Source organism: Empedobacter sp. UBA5036, assembly GCF_002415215.1.
GTDB classification, from domain to species: domain Bacteria; phylum Bacteroidota; class Bacteroidia; order Flavobacteriales; family Weeksellaceae; genus Empedobacter; species Empedobacter falsenii_B.
Genome location: NZ_DICC01000050.1, coordinates 79,006 through 91,889, shown reverse-complemented (window position 1 = coordinate 91,889; position 12,884 = coordinate 79,006). Strand labels below are relative to the sequence as shown.

At 31.2% G+C, this 12,884-nt stretch carries 18 protein-coding genes; 13 read left to right on the top strand and 5 right to left on the bottom strand.

All coding sequences use genetic code 11. From position 1 onward, the window contains the following. Positions 1 to 16: 16 nt before the first annotated feature. Entirely contained in the window at positions 17 to 415 is a 399-nt protein-coding gene (locus B4J88_RS08765; protein ID WP_291067346.1) for a group III truncated hemoglobin, read from the bottom strand. 94 nt (positions 416 to 509) lie between these two features. Between B4J88_RS08765 and rbfA the strand changes: the two genes are divergently transcribed. Next, the gene (rbfA, locus tag B4J88_RS08760; RefSeq protein ID WP_038334637.1) at positions 510 to 869 is read left to right on the top strand and encodes a 30S ribosome-binding factor RbfA; all 360 of its coding nucleotides are present in this window, start codon (positions 510 to 512) and stop codon (positions 867 to 869) included. After that, entirely contained in the window at positions 869 to 2,053 is a 1,185-nt protein-coding gene (locus B4J88_RS08755; RefSeq protein WP_291067345.1) for an ABC transporter permease, read from the top strand. Before rbfA ends, B4J88_RS08755 begins: the two co-directional genes overlap by 1 nt. 54 nt (positions 2,054 to 2,107) lie before the next feature. Here B4J88_RS08755 and B4J88_RS08750 read toward each other — a convergent pair whose 3' ends face one another. The 4 genes from B4J88_RS08750 to B4J88_RS08735 form a co-directional block, all read right to left on the bottom strand. Then, complete coding sequence (locus tag B4J88_RS08750) at positions 2,108 to 3,934, bottom strand: hypothetical protein (RefSeq protein ID WP_052217753.1); 1,827 nt, start codon at positions 3,932 to 3,934, stop codon at positions 2,108 to 2,110. 8 nt (positions 3,935 to 3,942) lie between these two features. Further along, positions 3,943 to 4,500 carry a C40 family peptidase gene (locus tag B4J88_RS08745; RefSeq protein ID WP_038334631.1) on the bottom strand — a complete coding sequence of 186 codons (558 nt, stop codon included), beginning with the start codon at positions 4,498 to 4,500 and terminating at the stop codon, positions 3,943 to 3,945. Between the two features lie 44 nt (positions 4,501 to 4,544). Beyond that, entirely contained in the window at positions 4,545 to 5,087 is a 543-nt protein-coding gene (locus tag B4J88_RS08740; protein ID WP_291061890.1) for an RNA polymerase sigma factor, read from the bottom strand. Between the two features lie 381 nt (positions 5,088 to 5,468). Beyond that, positions 5,469 to 5,822, bottom strand: coding sequence for a helix-turn-helix domain-containing protein (locus tag B4J88_RS08735; RefSeq protein ID WP_291067342.1), 354 nt, complete (start codon positions 5,820 to 5,822; stop codon positions 5,469 to 5,471). 212 nt (positions 5,823 to 6,034) lie between these two features. On the opposite strand from B4J88_RS08735, the gene B4J88_RS08730 reads away from it, so the two are divergent. The 11 genes from B4J88_RS08730 to B4J88_RS08680 all read left to right on the top strand — a co-directional run bounded on the left by B4J88_RS08730 (position 6,035) and on the right by B4J88_RS08680 (position 12,853). Then, positions 6,035 to 6,190 carry a hypothetical protein gene (locus B4J88_RS08730; protein ID WP_291067340.1) on the top strand — a complete coding sequence of 52 codons (156 nt, stop codon included), beginning with the start codon at positions 6,035 to 6,037 and terminating at the stop codon, positions 6,188 to 6,190. Between the two features lie 59 nt (positions 6,191 to 6,249). Continuing rightward, on the top strand, positions 6,250 to 6,819 hold the full coding sequence (locus tag B4J88_RS08725) for a LuxR C-terminal-related transcriptional regulator (RefSeq protein ID WP_291067338.1): 570 nt from the start codon (positions 6,250 to 6,252) through the stop codon (positions 6,817 to 6,819). Positions 6,820 to 6,870: 51 nt separating this feature from the next. Then, positions 6,871 to 7,086, top strand: a complete 216-nt coding sequence (locus B4J88_RS08720; protein ID WP_260543865.1) for a hypothetical protein — start codon at positions 6,871 to 6,873, stop codon at positions 7,084 to 7,086. 79 nt (positions 7,087 to 7,165) lie between these two features. Continuing rightward, the gene (locus B4J88_RS08715) at positions 7,166 to 7,498 is read left to right on the top strand and encodes a hypothetical protein (protein WP_291067335.1); all 333 of its coding nucleotides are present in this window, start codon (positions 7,166 to 7,168) and stop codon (positions 7,496 to 7,498) included. A gap of 141 nt (positions 7,499 to 7,639) precedes the next feature. Further along, positions 7,640 to 7,819, top strand: coding sequence for a hypothetical protein (locus B4J88_RS08710; protein WP_291067332.1), 180 nt, complete (start codon positions 7,640 to 7,642; stop codon positions 7,817 to 7,819). 10 nt (positions 7,820 to 7,829) lie between these two features. Continuing rightward, entirely contained in the window at positions 7,830 to 8,114 is a 285-nt protein-coding gene (locus B4J88_RS08705; protein WP_291067331.1) for a hypothetical protein, read from the top strand. Between the two features lie 3 nt (positions 8,115 to 8,117). Next, positions 8,118 to 8,516, top strand: coding sequence for a single-stranded DNA-binding protein (locus B4J88_RS08700; RefSeq protein WP_291067329.1), 399 nt, complete (start codon positions 8,118 to 8,120; stop codon positions 8,514 to 8,516). A 23-nt stretch (positions 8,517 to 8,539) separates the two neighbouring features. Further along, complete coding sequence (locus B4J88_RS08695) at positions 8,540 to 8,734, top strand: hypothetical protein (protein WP_291067327.1); 195 nt, start codon at positions 8,540 to 8,542, stop codon at positions 8,732 to 8,734. Between the two features lie 118 nt (positions 8,735 to 8,852). Then, positions 8,853 to 12,056, top strand: coding sequence for a DNA primase (dnaG, locus tag B4J88_RS08690; protein WP_291067325.1), 3,204 nt, complete (start codon positions 8,853 to 8,855; stop codon positions 12,054 to 12,056). Between the two features lie 303 nt (positions 12,057 to 12,359). After that, entirely contained in the window at positions 12,360 to 12,659 is a 300-nt protein-coding gene (locus tag B4J88_RS08685; protein ID WP_291067323.1) for a hypothetical protein, read from the top strand. Further along, entirely contained in the window at positions 12,653 to 12,853 is a 201-nt protein-coding gene (locus B4J88_RS08680) for a hypothetical protein (protein WP_221856004.1), read from the top strand. Before B4J88_RS08685 ends, B4J88_RS08680 begins: the two co-directional genes overlap by 7 nt. The last annotated feature ends 31 nt before the right edge of the window (positions 12,854 to 12,884 follow it).

Sequence of the window (12,884 nt, the reverse complement as noted above, 5' to 3'; positions counted from 1 at the left end):
TAAAAGTTGCATTTTTTTATTGAATAAATCCTTGTTTTTGTTCCATTTGGTCAATTTTGAAAAGAATTAAATCACGCATAATTTTTGCTCGATTTTTTGCTTCATTAGCTATTTCTCCTTCAAATTTTTCGTCAATTATTCCGTACCACAATTCAATCCAACGCTCGAAATGGTGTGGTTTTAATTTCTCTTTTTGACTCAAAACCAAATGTGTTCGCATTGGCCAACCTTCAAAAGTTGCTTTTCCTAACAAAACAGTTTCCCAAAACTGAATCATATGTGGCAAATGTTCGTCCCAATTCACCTTTGCAACTTCCGAAAAAAAGTAACCAATTACGTCATCTTTTTGCACTTTATCGTAAAACGTATTCACCAATAAAGTAACATCTTCTGAAGTTTCGATATCTTTTTTCATTAAAACAAATTTACAAAGAACTTAATTCAATTCATCAATGTTTTTAATCACGAAAAAATGCAGTAATTTTACGGTCTCATAAAAATGAATAGAATTGGATAGCAATAGACAACAAAAAGTAAGTAAATTATTTCAAGAAGAATTAGCAGAAGCTTTTAGAAAATGGGCTGTAAAGGAATTTCCTGGAAATTTGATTAGTGTTACAGAAGTAAAAGTAACACCAGATTTGAGCGTTTCTAAAATCTATGTAAGTATTTTTCCAAGTACTCAAAAAGACGAAATATTCAAAGAAATTAGAGTTAATACACCATTATTTAGAGGAATTTTATCAAAAAGTGCTTCTAAACAAATGCGTATTACGCCAGAATTAATTTTCATTTTAGATAATTCGTTAGACGAAATGGATAAAATCGACAAAGCGCTAAGAGGAGAAGGAAATAATCCAATCTTATAATGAGAAACATTTCACTTTACATTGCGAAACGCTACATTTTTTCGAAAACGAATACAAACGCTGTAAACATTATTACATCGATTGCTGTTGGTGCTATTTTGGTAGCTACAGCGGCTTTGTTTATTATTTTATCCGTTTTTTCGGGATTAGAAAAAATGAATTTAAAGTATTATAGCAATGTAAATCCTGAAATTAAAATTTCTCCTTCGAAAGGAAAAGTATTAGATAGTTTAACATTTGTTGTGGATCAATTGAAGCAACAAAAAGATGTCAAAGCTTTTTCTAAAATCATCGAAGAAAAAGTCTACATCGATTACAAAGGAAAGCAAGATATTGCCTATTTGAAAGGTGTTGATGAAAACTTTACCAAAGTTACGCGTTTAGACACAGTGATTTATGGTGGACAATATTTAGATTTTAATCGGGATGATAATTTTATTGTTTCGAATGGAATTGCAGAGCGTTTGCAACTTTATATCGATCCGATAACGCCAGCAGATTTGATGATGCCAAAAGCTGGAACAGGTCTAATAAAACAAGAAAGCGATGCTTTTACACGCAAAGATGCGTACAGTGTTGGCGTGTTTATTTTGAACGAACAATACGACAAACACGTCTTTACAACTTTAGGTTTGGCGCAAGAATTATTGTTGTTAAACGAAAATCAATGTTATTCGATTGAGGTAAAAACGACTGGAAAAAAATCGTTTAACGAAGTGAAGAATCAACTTCAAAAAGCTTTAGGTTCTCATTATAAAATCGAAACCAGACAAGATTTAGATTCAGCTTTCTTGAAAGTAATGAATATGGAAAACTTAATCAGTTACTTGATTTTTACGTTAGTCATTATCATTGCATGTTTCAATTTGGCAGGAACAATTATTATCTTGATTTTGGATAAAAAGAAAGAAATTCAGACGATGTATAGTTTTGGATTATCACGAAAAAATATTCGTAATATTTTCTTCCAAACTGGTTTTATTATCACCTTTATTGCGATGACAACAGGTTTATTAATCGCCTCTGTTATTGGATTATTACAAATAGATTTTGGTTTGGTTATGGCTTCGCCAACTGTTCCGTTTCCATTTATCTTTTCTGTCGAAAACTTTGTTGCAGTTATTGTAACTGTTTTAGGTTTGGGAAGCTTGGTTTCGTGGATCGTTTCCAGACAAGTGAAATAAAAAATATTAAGACATAAAAAAAGCTTGAAGAAATCTTCAAGCTTTTTTTATGTCTTAATCCCACCTATTCCAACGAATGTAATTTGGTTTTGAAAAGTCAAAATCCATCATTTGAAAATCTCTATTATCCAATAAATTTGTCTTGATTAGATTATCGCCTTGTCCAGGAATTGATGGATAATACGACAATGAAAAACGAATATTGTTGAACACAAAATAATCATTTGTCAACATCACACCCAAACTAAAACGCGAATAAATTGGGTTATTATTCAGTATAAATTTTTTGTTATCTCCAATTGCCGCAACCATCGCATTGAAAAAAGGCGAAATACGAAATCCTAAAAACTCGTAAGGCGTATAGGATTGCAATTGATACTCGAACATTAATTTCTGTTGACCTGTTAAGCCTCTATCCGATTTGAAACCTGCCATTCCCAAATAATCATGTTCATGAAGCGAAAGTTGATCCGCAGGAGAATCTAAAAGATCATGTCCCAAAAGATAATTAGTTTTCATGAAGTTTCTGAACTTCCATTTTCCCCAATTTATCAACTTTGCCATATATTGTAATTCTACAGACAGCGTTTTTTGTTCAAATTTTCCTTTATTAAAAAATCCTCCAAACTCAACTCCAAATCCCCAAAAACCGGTATTTAAAAAACCTCCAGCAGAAGCTTTTCCGCCAAGATAATAACGATCAGTTTGACGAATATTTTGAATTCCTCCTATAATGCCCAATGATTTCCCTATCGCAATATCTTCTTCAATATCATAATTGAAAATATATTTTGTTTTGATATATCGTTTTGAAGAAATTCCTATCCCTACTAAATAATTCGTTTGGTCAGAAAAAAAGTTCACAGGATCGTTTTCTGGAGTTGGTGTTTCGGTATAAGATCGATCATAAAATCGCCCTGAAACAATAAAATTGGTAATATTTTCTGAATGACCATCATCAATTCTAAACGCTCTTGCCAACCAATAATCTTGGTAATTATATTTGAAATGGTTATCAACCAAAATAGGTTTTTCGAAATCTAATGAATCTTTAAAATACACTTGCCCAACCGAAACTCCACCTGCATAATGTGCTAATGGCGAATAAAAAGGTCGTACAAAACTGATTGATTTTGTATAATGATTATCTTCATTTTTGAAATAACGTACATTCCCAATAATTCGAGTTTGGGCAATATTTGGAACCGTATAATTAAATTGATATAACGAATTTCCTGTTTTGTAATTGTGACGGTAACGATTATCAAACACATGTCCTAAACCTAAAAAATTTCGCTCTCTAATGCGAATTCCAGCTTTTGAACTCGAAACCGAACCTGTAATAAACATACTCCAAGAGTCAATTGAATTGACATATAAATCAACCGAATCATTCCCGACAGCTTCTTCCTTAATCTCTACTCGACGAATAGAACGATTGGTACGTATTAAACGCTCAGATTCAGCTGCTTTTACAGAATCATATTTATCTCCTAGTTTCAGCAACATATTTTGACGCAACACAAATTGCTTAGATTTCCCGTGTAGTGTATTTCCAGTTCTTTCAATCCATTTTGTCGGTTTTCTTGTCGTGTCCTGCAAAGAATATCCGAAAGGGTCTTGTGTTTTGTAGTAAATATTTCGAATAATTTTTCCTTGATATTTTCCATCACCTACATTATTATTGGGCTGAATAGGAAAACTCGTTGGTTTTTTCTTGAATAATAATTTTTGGTAAAACTTTCTAAACTTAGAATGATTTTTATTCTCAATTCTAACTGTATCAATTTTGACACTATCTTCTTGAGCATTAACAACTATGGATAAACTAAAAAATAGTAATCCAAAAAAAGTTAATAATATAGTTCTTTTTTTAAGCACACGTCAAGTTATAAAAGTCTAACCGCTTTTACAAATCTAGTTTTCCAATAATTTTCATCAAGGGAAGAAATGATGACACCTTTCGAAGTTGAAGAATGTACAAAACTGATTGATCCGTCATGATTAATACTTTCTACAATACCTACATGAGAGATTGAATTTCCTGAAGTATTAAAAAATATTAAATCACCTATTTTAACATTTTCGATTGTAATTTCTTTTCCATATTCAGCTTGATCACTCGAACGACGAGGCAATTCTAAATTCATTTCCTTGAAACTTACATAAACCAGTCCCGAACAATCGAAACCTGTTTTCGTAACTCCACCATATTTGTAAGGTGTTCCTAAGTAAGATTTTGCCGTTTTTAGAATTTTATTTATATCACGAGGCGCACTATCATCAGCATTTTTAGAACGAAAAACCTCTGTAGATTCGTTTTTTTTGGAAGAAGTATAAACTTTTTTAGAACCAGTTTTCTTATACGAAGTTACTTTACTACTTCCACAAGACGTCAAGAATAAACTTGCGATAATAATTGTTGTAAGGTATATGTGCTTCTTCATTTTCGATCCAGTTTTCTTCAACAAATTTTCAACGAATAAATTTACTAAATATTATCTTGCATCACCTCTGTTAACAATTGTTTGGCTCTTAAAAGACGAACTTTAACATTTGGTAAGGTCAAATTGAGTTCTTCAGCAATCTCTTTGTATGTTTTATCTTCGATATAACGCAATTCTATAATTTTTTGATAAGGTTCTCTCAATTTTGCAATAGCTTTTATCAGCGTGTCATTATCTTGTTTTAAAATCAAATGTTCTTCTGGCGAAGGATGATCTTCTAAAATTTCTAAAAATTTGGTTTCATCATCAAGAGAAATATTCAGTTTTGGAGATCTTCTGATATGATCAATCATCGTATTATGTGCGATAGAAATTACCCAAGTCGTAAAGTCAAAATCTTCGTTATATAATTTTAATTTTGTAAAAACCTTTGTAAACGTTTCGATGGCGATATCTTCGGCTTCTTCTTCGTTTCTAATCTTAGAAAATACATAATGATAAACTTTGTTCCACAAAACCTCTATCACTGCGTTCTGAGCATTTCGTTTCCCTTTTTTAGCTTCTAAAATTATGTCCTCTAATGTCATTTACTAAATCAATTATGATAAATATAACAAAATATATAGTATAAAAAAAGCTTCAATAAAAATATTGAAGCTTAAAATCTGTAGACCCACAGGGACTTTAAATCCAATTATAACAAATTAATTATAAGTGAATTACAAATTTATCGTTCCAAATTCGTTACAAAATATGCATTTACAAAAAGATGTAGCAATTCTATTGAATAGGAAATAGCATCAATTAATACTAAATTTATATTGTTTAAAAACGAAATAGGAACGAAAAATTTCCTATTTCTTTAATTTCTCTCTTTAAATTTTTACATTTATCAAATTCGGTCAAAATACAATAAATTTTATGAAAAATCTTAATATAAAAGAACGAAAATAATAAGCTGTAAACCTTTATCTATCGACCTTTTGGTCAGTTATAATTCTTAAAATTGTATCGAGTTTTCTGTTGATGATAGAAAATTTAACTTCCTGAGTATAATTATCAATATTTTCATTTACAACATTTGCCTTATTCGAAAATTTTACATGATCATCATACATCGATATAGAATCATTTATCCAATAATCCATAGATATATCTTCAAATACATTTTGAATATTTTGTAAAAATTCCCAGTTCGGATTTCGTCCAGCTAAATAGTTGTACAAAGTTTGGCGAGTTATACCTACTTTATCTGCCAACTCTTCTTTACTAATACCATTTTTTAGCCTTTGGTATTCTAATTTTTCTTTAAAAACATTCATAAAATTATTTAGATTGATTCTTAATTGTAAATATATTTTTACATTTTGTTTTACAATGTAAATAATTGTTTACATTTGTATAACAAAACATAACAAAACAATACAAATCTAAACAAAAAATAGACATTAATATTATGTATTTGCATAAAGAACAATTAGACGAATTATTTCGGTTTTTACCAACAAGATACCGAAAGGAAGTTTGCAAACGAATGAAGATAAAATATACGGATGCAAACAAACAAAAAGTATGGCGTGTAAAAACTGGTGAAACAACTGATAATAAAATGTTAGAATGTTTGATCAAACTGGCAAAAGAAAATCAAACATTATACAAGAAGAATAAACAGCTGTTAGAAGCTGAATAATTTTTTTGTCTTTACTTAACCGTTATTTAGACATAAAAACAAAATTTAGACAATCCGCTATGATTAAACAAAATTTTTATCCAGGAATGATCAATTCCGAAATAGAGTTTTTCACAACAGGTGAAACTCTAACATTTATTCAAAATGGTAAAATGTTACCATTCTCAAAAATAGATTCAACTATATATCAAATGTTGAAAGATGAAATGTATAAAGATATTGACGCTCATTTGGCACTTATGGACTGGCATCCAAACAATGAACAAATGCAAGTAGAACAATTTACAAAATGCAGATATGGTGGCTTAGACTTTAATGCAGACATCACTGCATCTGGTCGAGTACAAAAAGGTGAATATTGGGAATGCCCAATAAGAACTAATTGCAAAACTGCTGGATTAGTTTGTAAAAATATAAAAATACATCATCAACCTATTACCATAGATGAAGTTCAATTGATAAAGCTATTAGTTACCGACATGACGAACGATGTCATTGCAATGGAACTAAAAATCGCTTTGGGAACTCTCCACCTAAAAAAACGTGTATTATATGAAAAACTTGAAATTTCAACCAAACAAGAATTGACAATTTTCGCTTTTCAGTACAATATCATACACACCAATTAAGAGGCAATTAACAACATATAAAAAAGAAGTTTAACGAAAAATTCAACAAAAATGAGTTTAGAAAAAATCACAACACAAGAACTTTCAAGCGCATGGAATGTGTTAGAAATTCTACAAAGAACACAGAAATTTAACGTAGAGCAATCTACACGTAAAGTTTTAGAAAGATTTGAATTTCTTGAAAATTCTAAAGAATTAATAATGGGTGAAATAGTTGATCGTGTTCATCCAGTTCATAATGATTTAAAACAAAAAAAGGCTTCATGAAAACAAATGCACAATTTCAAGCTATAGATGCTTGGTTAATGAAATGGGTAGAAATTTTTAATAATCAAGAATTATAGAAATGAGTAAAAAAAACATAATAGCAAAATCATATACCTTATATAATGAAGAAGGTAATTGGTTAGGACAAATAGTTTTAACATCAGATGGAATGTTTGCATCTGTAACTGATTGGGGAAACTTATCTTTTGGTTGGCGACATTTTGGGGATAAAGATTTCAGAGAATTTATTTGTAGTCTTAATGTAGAATATTTTGGTAAGAAAATGTATCAAGGAAACACATACATTCTTTATTCTCAAAAATGCGAAGCAGCTTGTAAAAGATTTGCAGAAAAAATTCTTCCTGCATTACAAAAAGTTTTAAAAGAAGAATTAAAAAATGAAACATTTTGAAGTCATTTCTTGGGATATCGATTACGAAGTATTTCGTTGCAGAAAATGTGGTCAAACTTTTCAAATAAAACATATTTGGAGCGATATTTTTTTGACTAAACCTAAACAAAATATTAACAAAAACCCAAATAATAGACAACAATGAGATTCTTCACAGAAAACGATAAAGAAGTTACAGATAGAGCAAAAGACGGTAGAACTAAGATATTCTTCGATGTTAAACCAGCAGAAAAATATGCACGTCAAAAACGCTCGTATCTCTATCCATTATTCGCAATGGATAATAAGAAAAAAATAATTGCGTACGGAGTACCTAAATAATTAAAAAACTATGTGTAATTGTATTATAGAAAAGAAAAATTTCTTATTCGAAAAAATAGCGGAAAGAAATCCTGATAAAAATTTTACAAAAAATGGATATAAAGATGGGTTTCAAAATGAATCATTTTTAATTGAACACAACGAAATTGTGTTACCGAATATATTCAATATGGAATATACTTTCACAAAGAAAGATGGCACTCAATCAAAACCAAGAAATCTAACTACTTCTATTATTCCAACATTTTGTTGTTTTTGTGGAGAAAAAATAGAATTAACAAAAAAAGAAAATTAGAAAATGGCAATCAATAAATTTCAAATTATCGGAAATGTAGGAAACGATCCTAAATTACATTTCTTCGAAGGTAAAGATCAATTATCAATTCAGTTTTCAGTTGCTGTTACAAAAACGTGGAAAAACGCACAGGGCGAAAAACAAGAACATACGACTTGGATTCGATGTACACGCTACACAAAAACTCAAGATTTAGCTAAATACATCAAGAAAGGAGATCGTATTTATGTAGAAGGAGAAGCCTTTGCATCGGCATATATAAAAGATGGAAAAGCAGAACCAGTTTTAGAAATGCGTGTCAATAAAATTGACTTTTTAGAACGTAAATCTTCTACAGCAACTCCACCCGCTCCAGATGATGTGCCTCCAAGTGATAACGCAGAAGACGATTTACCTTTTTAATAAAAATTTTTAAACAAAATAAAATGACAATAACTCAATTTGAAAGAACTCAATTCACTTCTGGAATGAAAGTAGAATATAATGGTGAAATTTATTCAATCATTTCTGTTTGTTTCGCAGAATCTCTTATAGGTATTGATAAAAATATTGATTCTGATGAATCTGATATTTCGTGGGTGCGTTGTGAAAACTGCAATGTAGTAATGGTTGACAAGTAAATAATCTCCACCATGCACAACTACGACAACAACGATTACCGAACTTTTAAATTAATAGGATTGTCAGCAATCCTATTAATTATCATTCTTATTTATTTCTTTAAAATCCGCTAAAACTATGTCACTAATCAAAGAAGAATTTATCAACGATTTACTTTCTAAAACTGATATTGTAGAAGTATTTTCACGTGATAATAAAATGAGTAAACAAGGTGCTAACTGGACATGTTTATCACCATTCAAACAAGAAAAGACACCTTCTTGTATTGTTTCGCCAACCAAACAAATGTTCTTTGATAAATCTGCCGATATCAGTGGAAATGTATTTACGTATTTAATGCAGAAAAACAACTTCACTTATCCAGAAGCTGTACGCGAATTGGCGAAATTCTATGTAATGGACGTGCAATACGAAGATTCTGCATCGGCTCAGCAATACGAAGAAAAGAAAAAGAAAATGGACGATTTGCGTCCTATTCTAAAAGCTACTCAAAAACAATTCGTAGAACAATTACATTTATTACCAAAAGATCATGCTGCGTGGTTAGAAATCGCAAAACGTGGTTATACAGAAGAACAAATTCAACATTGGGGAATTGGTTATGCACCAGGTGGAAAATTTTTATACAATTTACTTTCTCCTAAAGGTTTGGTAGAACCAGGACGCGAACTAAATTTAATCAACGAAAAGAACAACAATAAAATTTGGGAACGTCTTACCTACCTTATTTTAGACGAACGTGGCGAAATGATTGGTTTTGCATCACGATCATTAAAAGATGGTGACGAAACAAAATGGATGAATCCTGCGAACACAGAGTTTTACAACAAAAGTTCTCAACTATACGGACTTAATTTTGCTTTAAAATCTATTGCAAAAACCAATACAGTTTGGTTTGTAGAAGGCTATAACGATGTTATTGCATGGCAAGAAAATGGAATTCCAAATACTGTTTCACCATACGGAAAAGAATTAGCAGAAGGTCAAATCAAGAAAGTAAAACGATTTGCACACAAAGCAATTGTTTGTTTTGATGGCGATGAAGCTGGAACAAATGCAATTCTTCGAAATGTACCAAAATTGTTTGCACAAGGTTTTAATGTCGAAGTTTGTTTACTTCCTAACAAATTAGATCCTGATGATTTTATTCGCAAAACTGTTTTAAATAAAGATGAAAAGTTAGAACAACATTTACGTGATAACGGATATATTCAGAACGGATTTTCCTATTTGATGGAAAATTGGATTACTGGCGATACACCAATCGAAAAAGCAGAAGGCGTTAAAAAATGTTCGCGTGTTCTTTCGACTATCGAAGATAAAAGCCACCGCGAAATCTATACAGAAATGTTACAGAAAGCCTCAAAGCTTTCTAAAACATTAATCAAAGAAATCATCAAAGATTTAGATTCAGAGAAAATAGAACGCAAAAACATCAATCTTTCTGAGTATGACTTACCAGTAAAGTTGCAAGATGTTGACATTTCGAAATACAAATCAATGATTCGCGAATACAATTTCTTTCAACACGAAAATGAAATTTGGATGTTAGTCGAACGCAATGACGAATTAGATACCTTTAAATCGATTTCTAATTTCGAAATTGAAATCATTCAACACATGAATGATGATAAATATCCAAAGAAACTATTTCGTATTCGTAACAAAAAAGGTGTAGAACGTATTTTCGATGCGCCTGCAGATTCAATGCAAAACACAGGCACTTTTATTAAGATGCTTGACAGAGAAGGTAATTACCGTTTCAGAGGGCGTTCAAATCATTTAGAAAATCTAAAAGATTTCCTTTTCGATTCTATGGGCACAGGTCGTGCTGTAGATGTTTTGGGATGGAACCCAGAAGGTTTTTTTGTTTGGAATAACGAAGTGACTATTCCAGGAACTGGACGCGTTAAAATGGATGAAAATGGTGTATTTCATTACAACGATACAACATTCTATGTACCATCAGCGAATGGGATTTATAGAAATAATCCAACACGTTACATTTCACAAAAGCGTTTTATCGTGAAATCGGGAGATTTTACTTTGGGCGAATATTTAGCACAATTACGAAAAGTACACCGCGATCATGCCATTACAGGAATCCTATTTTTATTCGCAGCTGCTTTTCATGATATCGTGAAATCAGAAATCAGCGCATTTCCATTGTTATTTTTATTCGGTCCTGGTTCTTCTGGAAAGGATCAATTATCACAAGGTTTACGTTCATTTTTTGGTGACATTCAATCTGTAATTTCCCTGTCATCTAAAAAATCTACAGGTAAAGCACAAATTCGTGAGTTCGCTCAATTTGCGAATGTTATTACCCACTTATCAGAATACCGTAATGGTGATCTGGAAACAAACGAAATGTTGAAAGGACTTTGGGATTTGAACGGATATAAATTCGGAACATTAGATTCGCGCGTTTCTTCTGACGAAGTTCCAATTCTATCGGCTCCATTAGTAACATCAAATGATTGTCCAACGGAAGAACCATTGATTATTCGTATGCTTTGGGAAGAAATGGTAGTCAATAGCTTTGACGAACAAGCCAAACAAAACTTCAACAAGTTAGATGATATGATCAAAAAAGGTGTATCACATTTCATGGTCGACATCATCTTGAAACGTCACCTGGTTGAAGAACGTTTTACACGTGAATTTCGTGAATACAAATCAACATTAGCCAAAAGAAAATCATTCAAAGGATTACCAGAGCGTATCGCAACAAATCATGCTGTTATTGCTGCCATGTACGAGATTTTCCACAACGAAATACATTTTCCTTTTACACGCGACGAAATGTTATCTCATTTTGACGATATGGTTACAGCACAACGCAGAAGAATAGAAAACGAATCTGTAATTCAGAAATTCTGGCAATTGTTCGCATCATGTTTACGCATGTCAACGCCAGCATATTTAAAGCATGGTTTAGATTTCAAATTAGACGGTTCTACGATTTATTTCAACTTCTCATTTGTATACGGAAGAATTCAACAAGATTGGTACCGCACATTTGATCAAACCGCTCCAAACAAATCAGAATTACGCAAAGCAATGAAAGAAGATAATGCATTTATCGGTGCACACGATTCAGTTCGTTTCTCAGAAGGTGCCAATACATCTGCATTGAGTTTTGATATGGATAAGTTGAAACCAGAAGATAGAAATACAATTTCCTATGCTGTGGATATACAAGAACGTTCGAAAGCGATGCCAACCCCTGTGACCCCAGACTTATTTGTAAATAATAAAGAAGTTTCGGCGAATTCTGACACAACAAATAAAGAAGTAGAAGATGATTTACCATTCTAACAAAGAAATTAGAATAAAAAATTGCGTCAATAATTTCTCAAATGACACATTTTTTTTTCCAACATTTCCAACAGAGAGTAAAATATTGATTTTAAATAAATTAAATATAAAAATAATGTTGGAAAAGCTGTGGATTTGTTGGAATACGTTGGAAATTGTTTTTGTTTTCCAACACTTTCCAACACTAAAACAACTAATTAAGTAATTAACATATTGTAAATCAATTTTGTAGGATTGTTGGAAAACGATTTTATTTTTTCACTTAATAGAAACAATTTTTAGACATTTTCACATATAATAGACATGAAAAGAGCCACAATTAATTTAAGATTAGCACAATCAAAGGATTTCAAACAGGAGTCTATTGATTATAACAACATGAGAAAGATGGTTATACGCGAAAACTTTCCGTTTTTCATTTACCTAAAAGAATTTGATTGTTACGATGGTCCTATCCTAATGAACGAAAAATTGGATATGGAATTATTCCGAAAATATTTAGAAGCCAATTTGATTTATGTATTCGAATCTCATAATACAGAAATATTATATGGCGATCTGGGATTAGAAAAAGAAGAACCACAAACTGACATCGCATGTTAACATTAGTAGAACAAGCAAGAGTGATTTTGATTATTGACGATTGCACATCCATTGACGAAGTATCGGAAGTAACAAGTTTCATATACGGTTATGTCATCGAATTGACATCAGACACCCAAGAACGAAAAGATATGCACGCTTTCCTTAGAAAAGTAGCATTTTATAAAATAAAAGAATTTTTAATTGAGAAATAATGAATGTACCAGTAATACTAATATATATAAT

Bases quoted from the DNA above. Each gene is read 5' to 3' on its own strand.
- B4J88_RS08765 (WP_291067346.1), bottom strand. From the start codon at position 415: ATGAAAAAAGATATCGAAACTTCAGAAGATGTTACTTTATTGGTGAAT.
- B4J88_RS08755 (WP_291067345.1), top strand. From the start codon at position 869: ATGAGAAACATTTCACTTTACATTGCGAAACGCTACATTTTTTCGAAA.
- B4J88_RS08745 (WP_038334631.1), bottom strand. From the start codon at position 4,500: ATGAAGAAGCACATATACCTTACAACAATTATTATCGCAAGTTTATTC.
- B4J88_RS08740 (WP_291061890.1), bottom strand. From the start codon at position 5,087: ATGACATTAGAGGACATAATTTTAGAAGCTAAAAAAGGGAAACGAAAT.
- B4J88_RS08735 (WP_291067342.1), bottom strand. From the start codon at position 5,822: ATGAATGTTTTTAAAGAAAAATTAGAATACCAAAGGCTAAAAAATGGT.
- B4J88_RS08730 (WP_291067340.1), top strand. From the start codon at position 6,035: ATGAAGATAAAATATACGGATGCAAACAAACAAAAAGTATGGCGTGTA.
- B4J88_RS08725 (WP_291067338.1), top strand. From the start codon at position 6,250: ATGATTAAACAAAATTTTTATCCAGGAATGATCAATTCCGAAATAGAG.
- B4J88_RS08720 (WP_260543865.1), top strand. From the start codon at position 6,871: ATGAGTTTAGAAAAAATCACAACACAAGAACTTTCAAGCGCATGGAAT.
- B4J88_RS08715 (WP_291067335.1), top strand. From the start codon at position 7,166: ATGAGTAAAAAAAACATAATAGCAAAATCATATACCTTATATAATGAA.
- B4J88_RS08710 (WP_291067332.1), top strand. From the start codon at position 7,640: ATGAGATTCTTCACAGAAAACGATAAAGAAGTTACAGATAGAGCAAAA.
- B4J88_RS08705 (WP_291067331.1), top strand. From the start codon at position 7,830: ATGTGTAATTGTATTATAGAAAAGAAAAATTTCTTATTCGAAAAAATA.
- B4J88_RS08700 (WP_291067329.1), top strand. From the start codon at position 8,118: ATGGCAATCAATAAATTTCAAATTATCGGAAATGTAGGAAACGATCCT.
- B4J88_RS08695 (WP_291067327.1), top strand. From the start codon at position 8,540: ATGACAATAACTCAATTTGAAAGAACTCAATTCACTTCTGGAATGAAA.
- dnaG (WP_291067325.1), top strand. From the start codon at position 8,853: ATGTCACTAATCAAAGAAGAATTTATCAACGATTTACTTTCTAAAACT.
- B4J88_RS08685 (WP_291067323.1), top strand. From the start codon at position 12,360: ATGAAAAGAGCCACAATTAATTTAAGATTAGCACAATCAAAGGATTTC.
- B4J88_RS08680 (WP_221856004.1), top strand. From the start codon at position 12,653: ATGTTAACATTAGTAGAACAAGCAAGAGTGATTTTGATTATTGACGAT.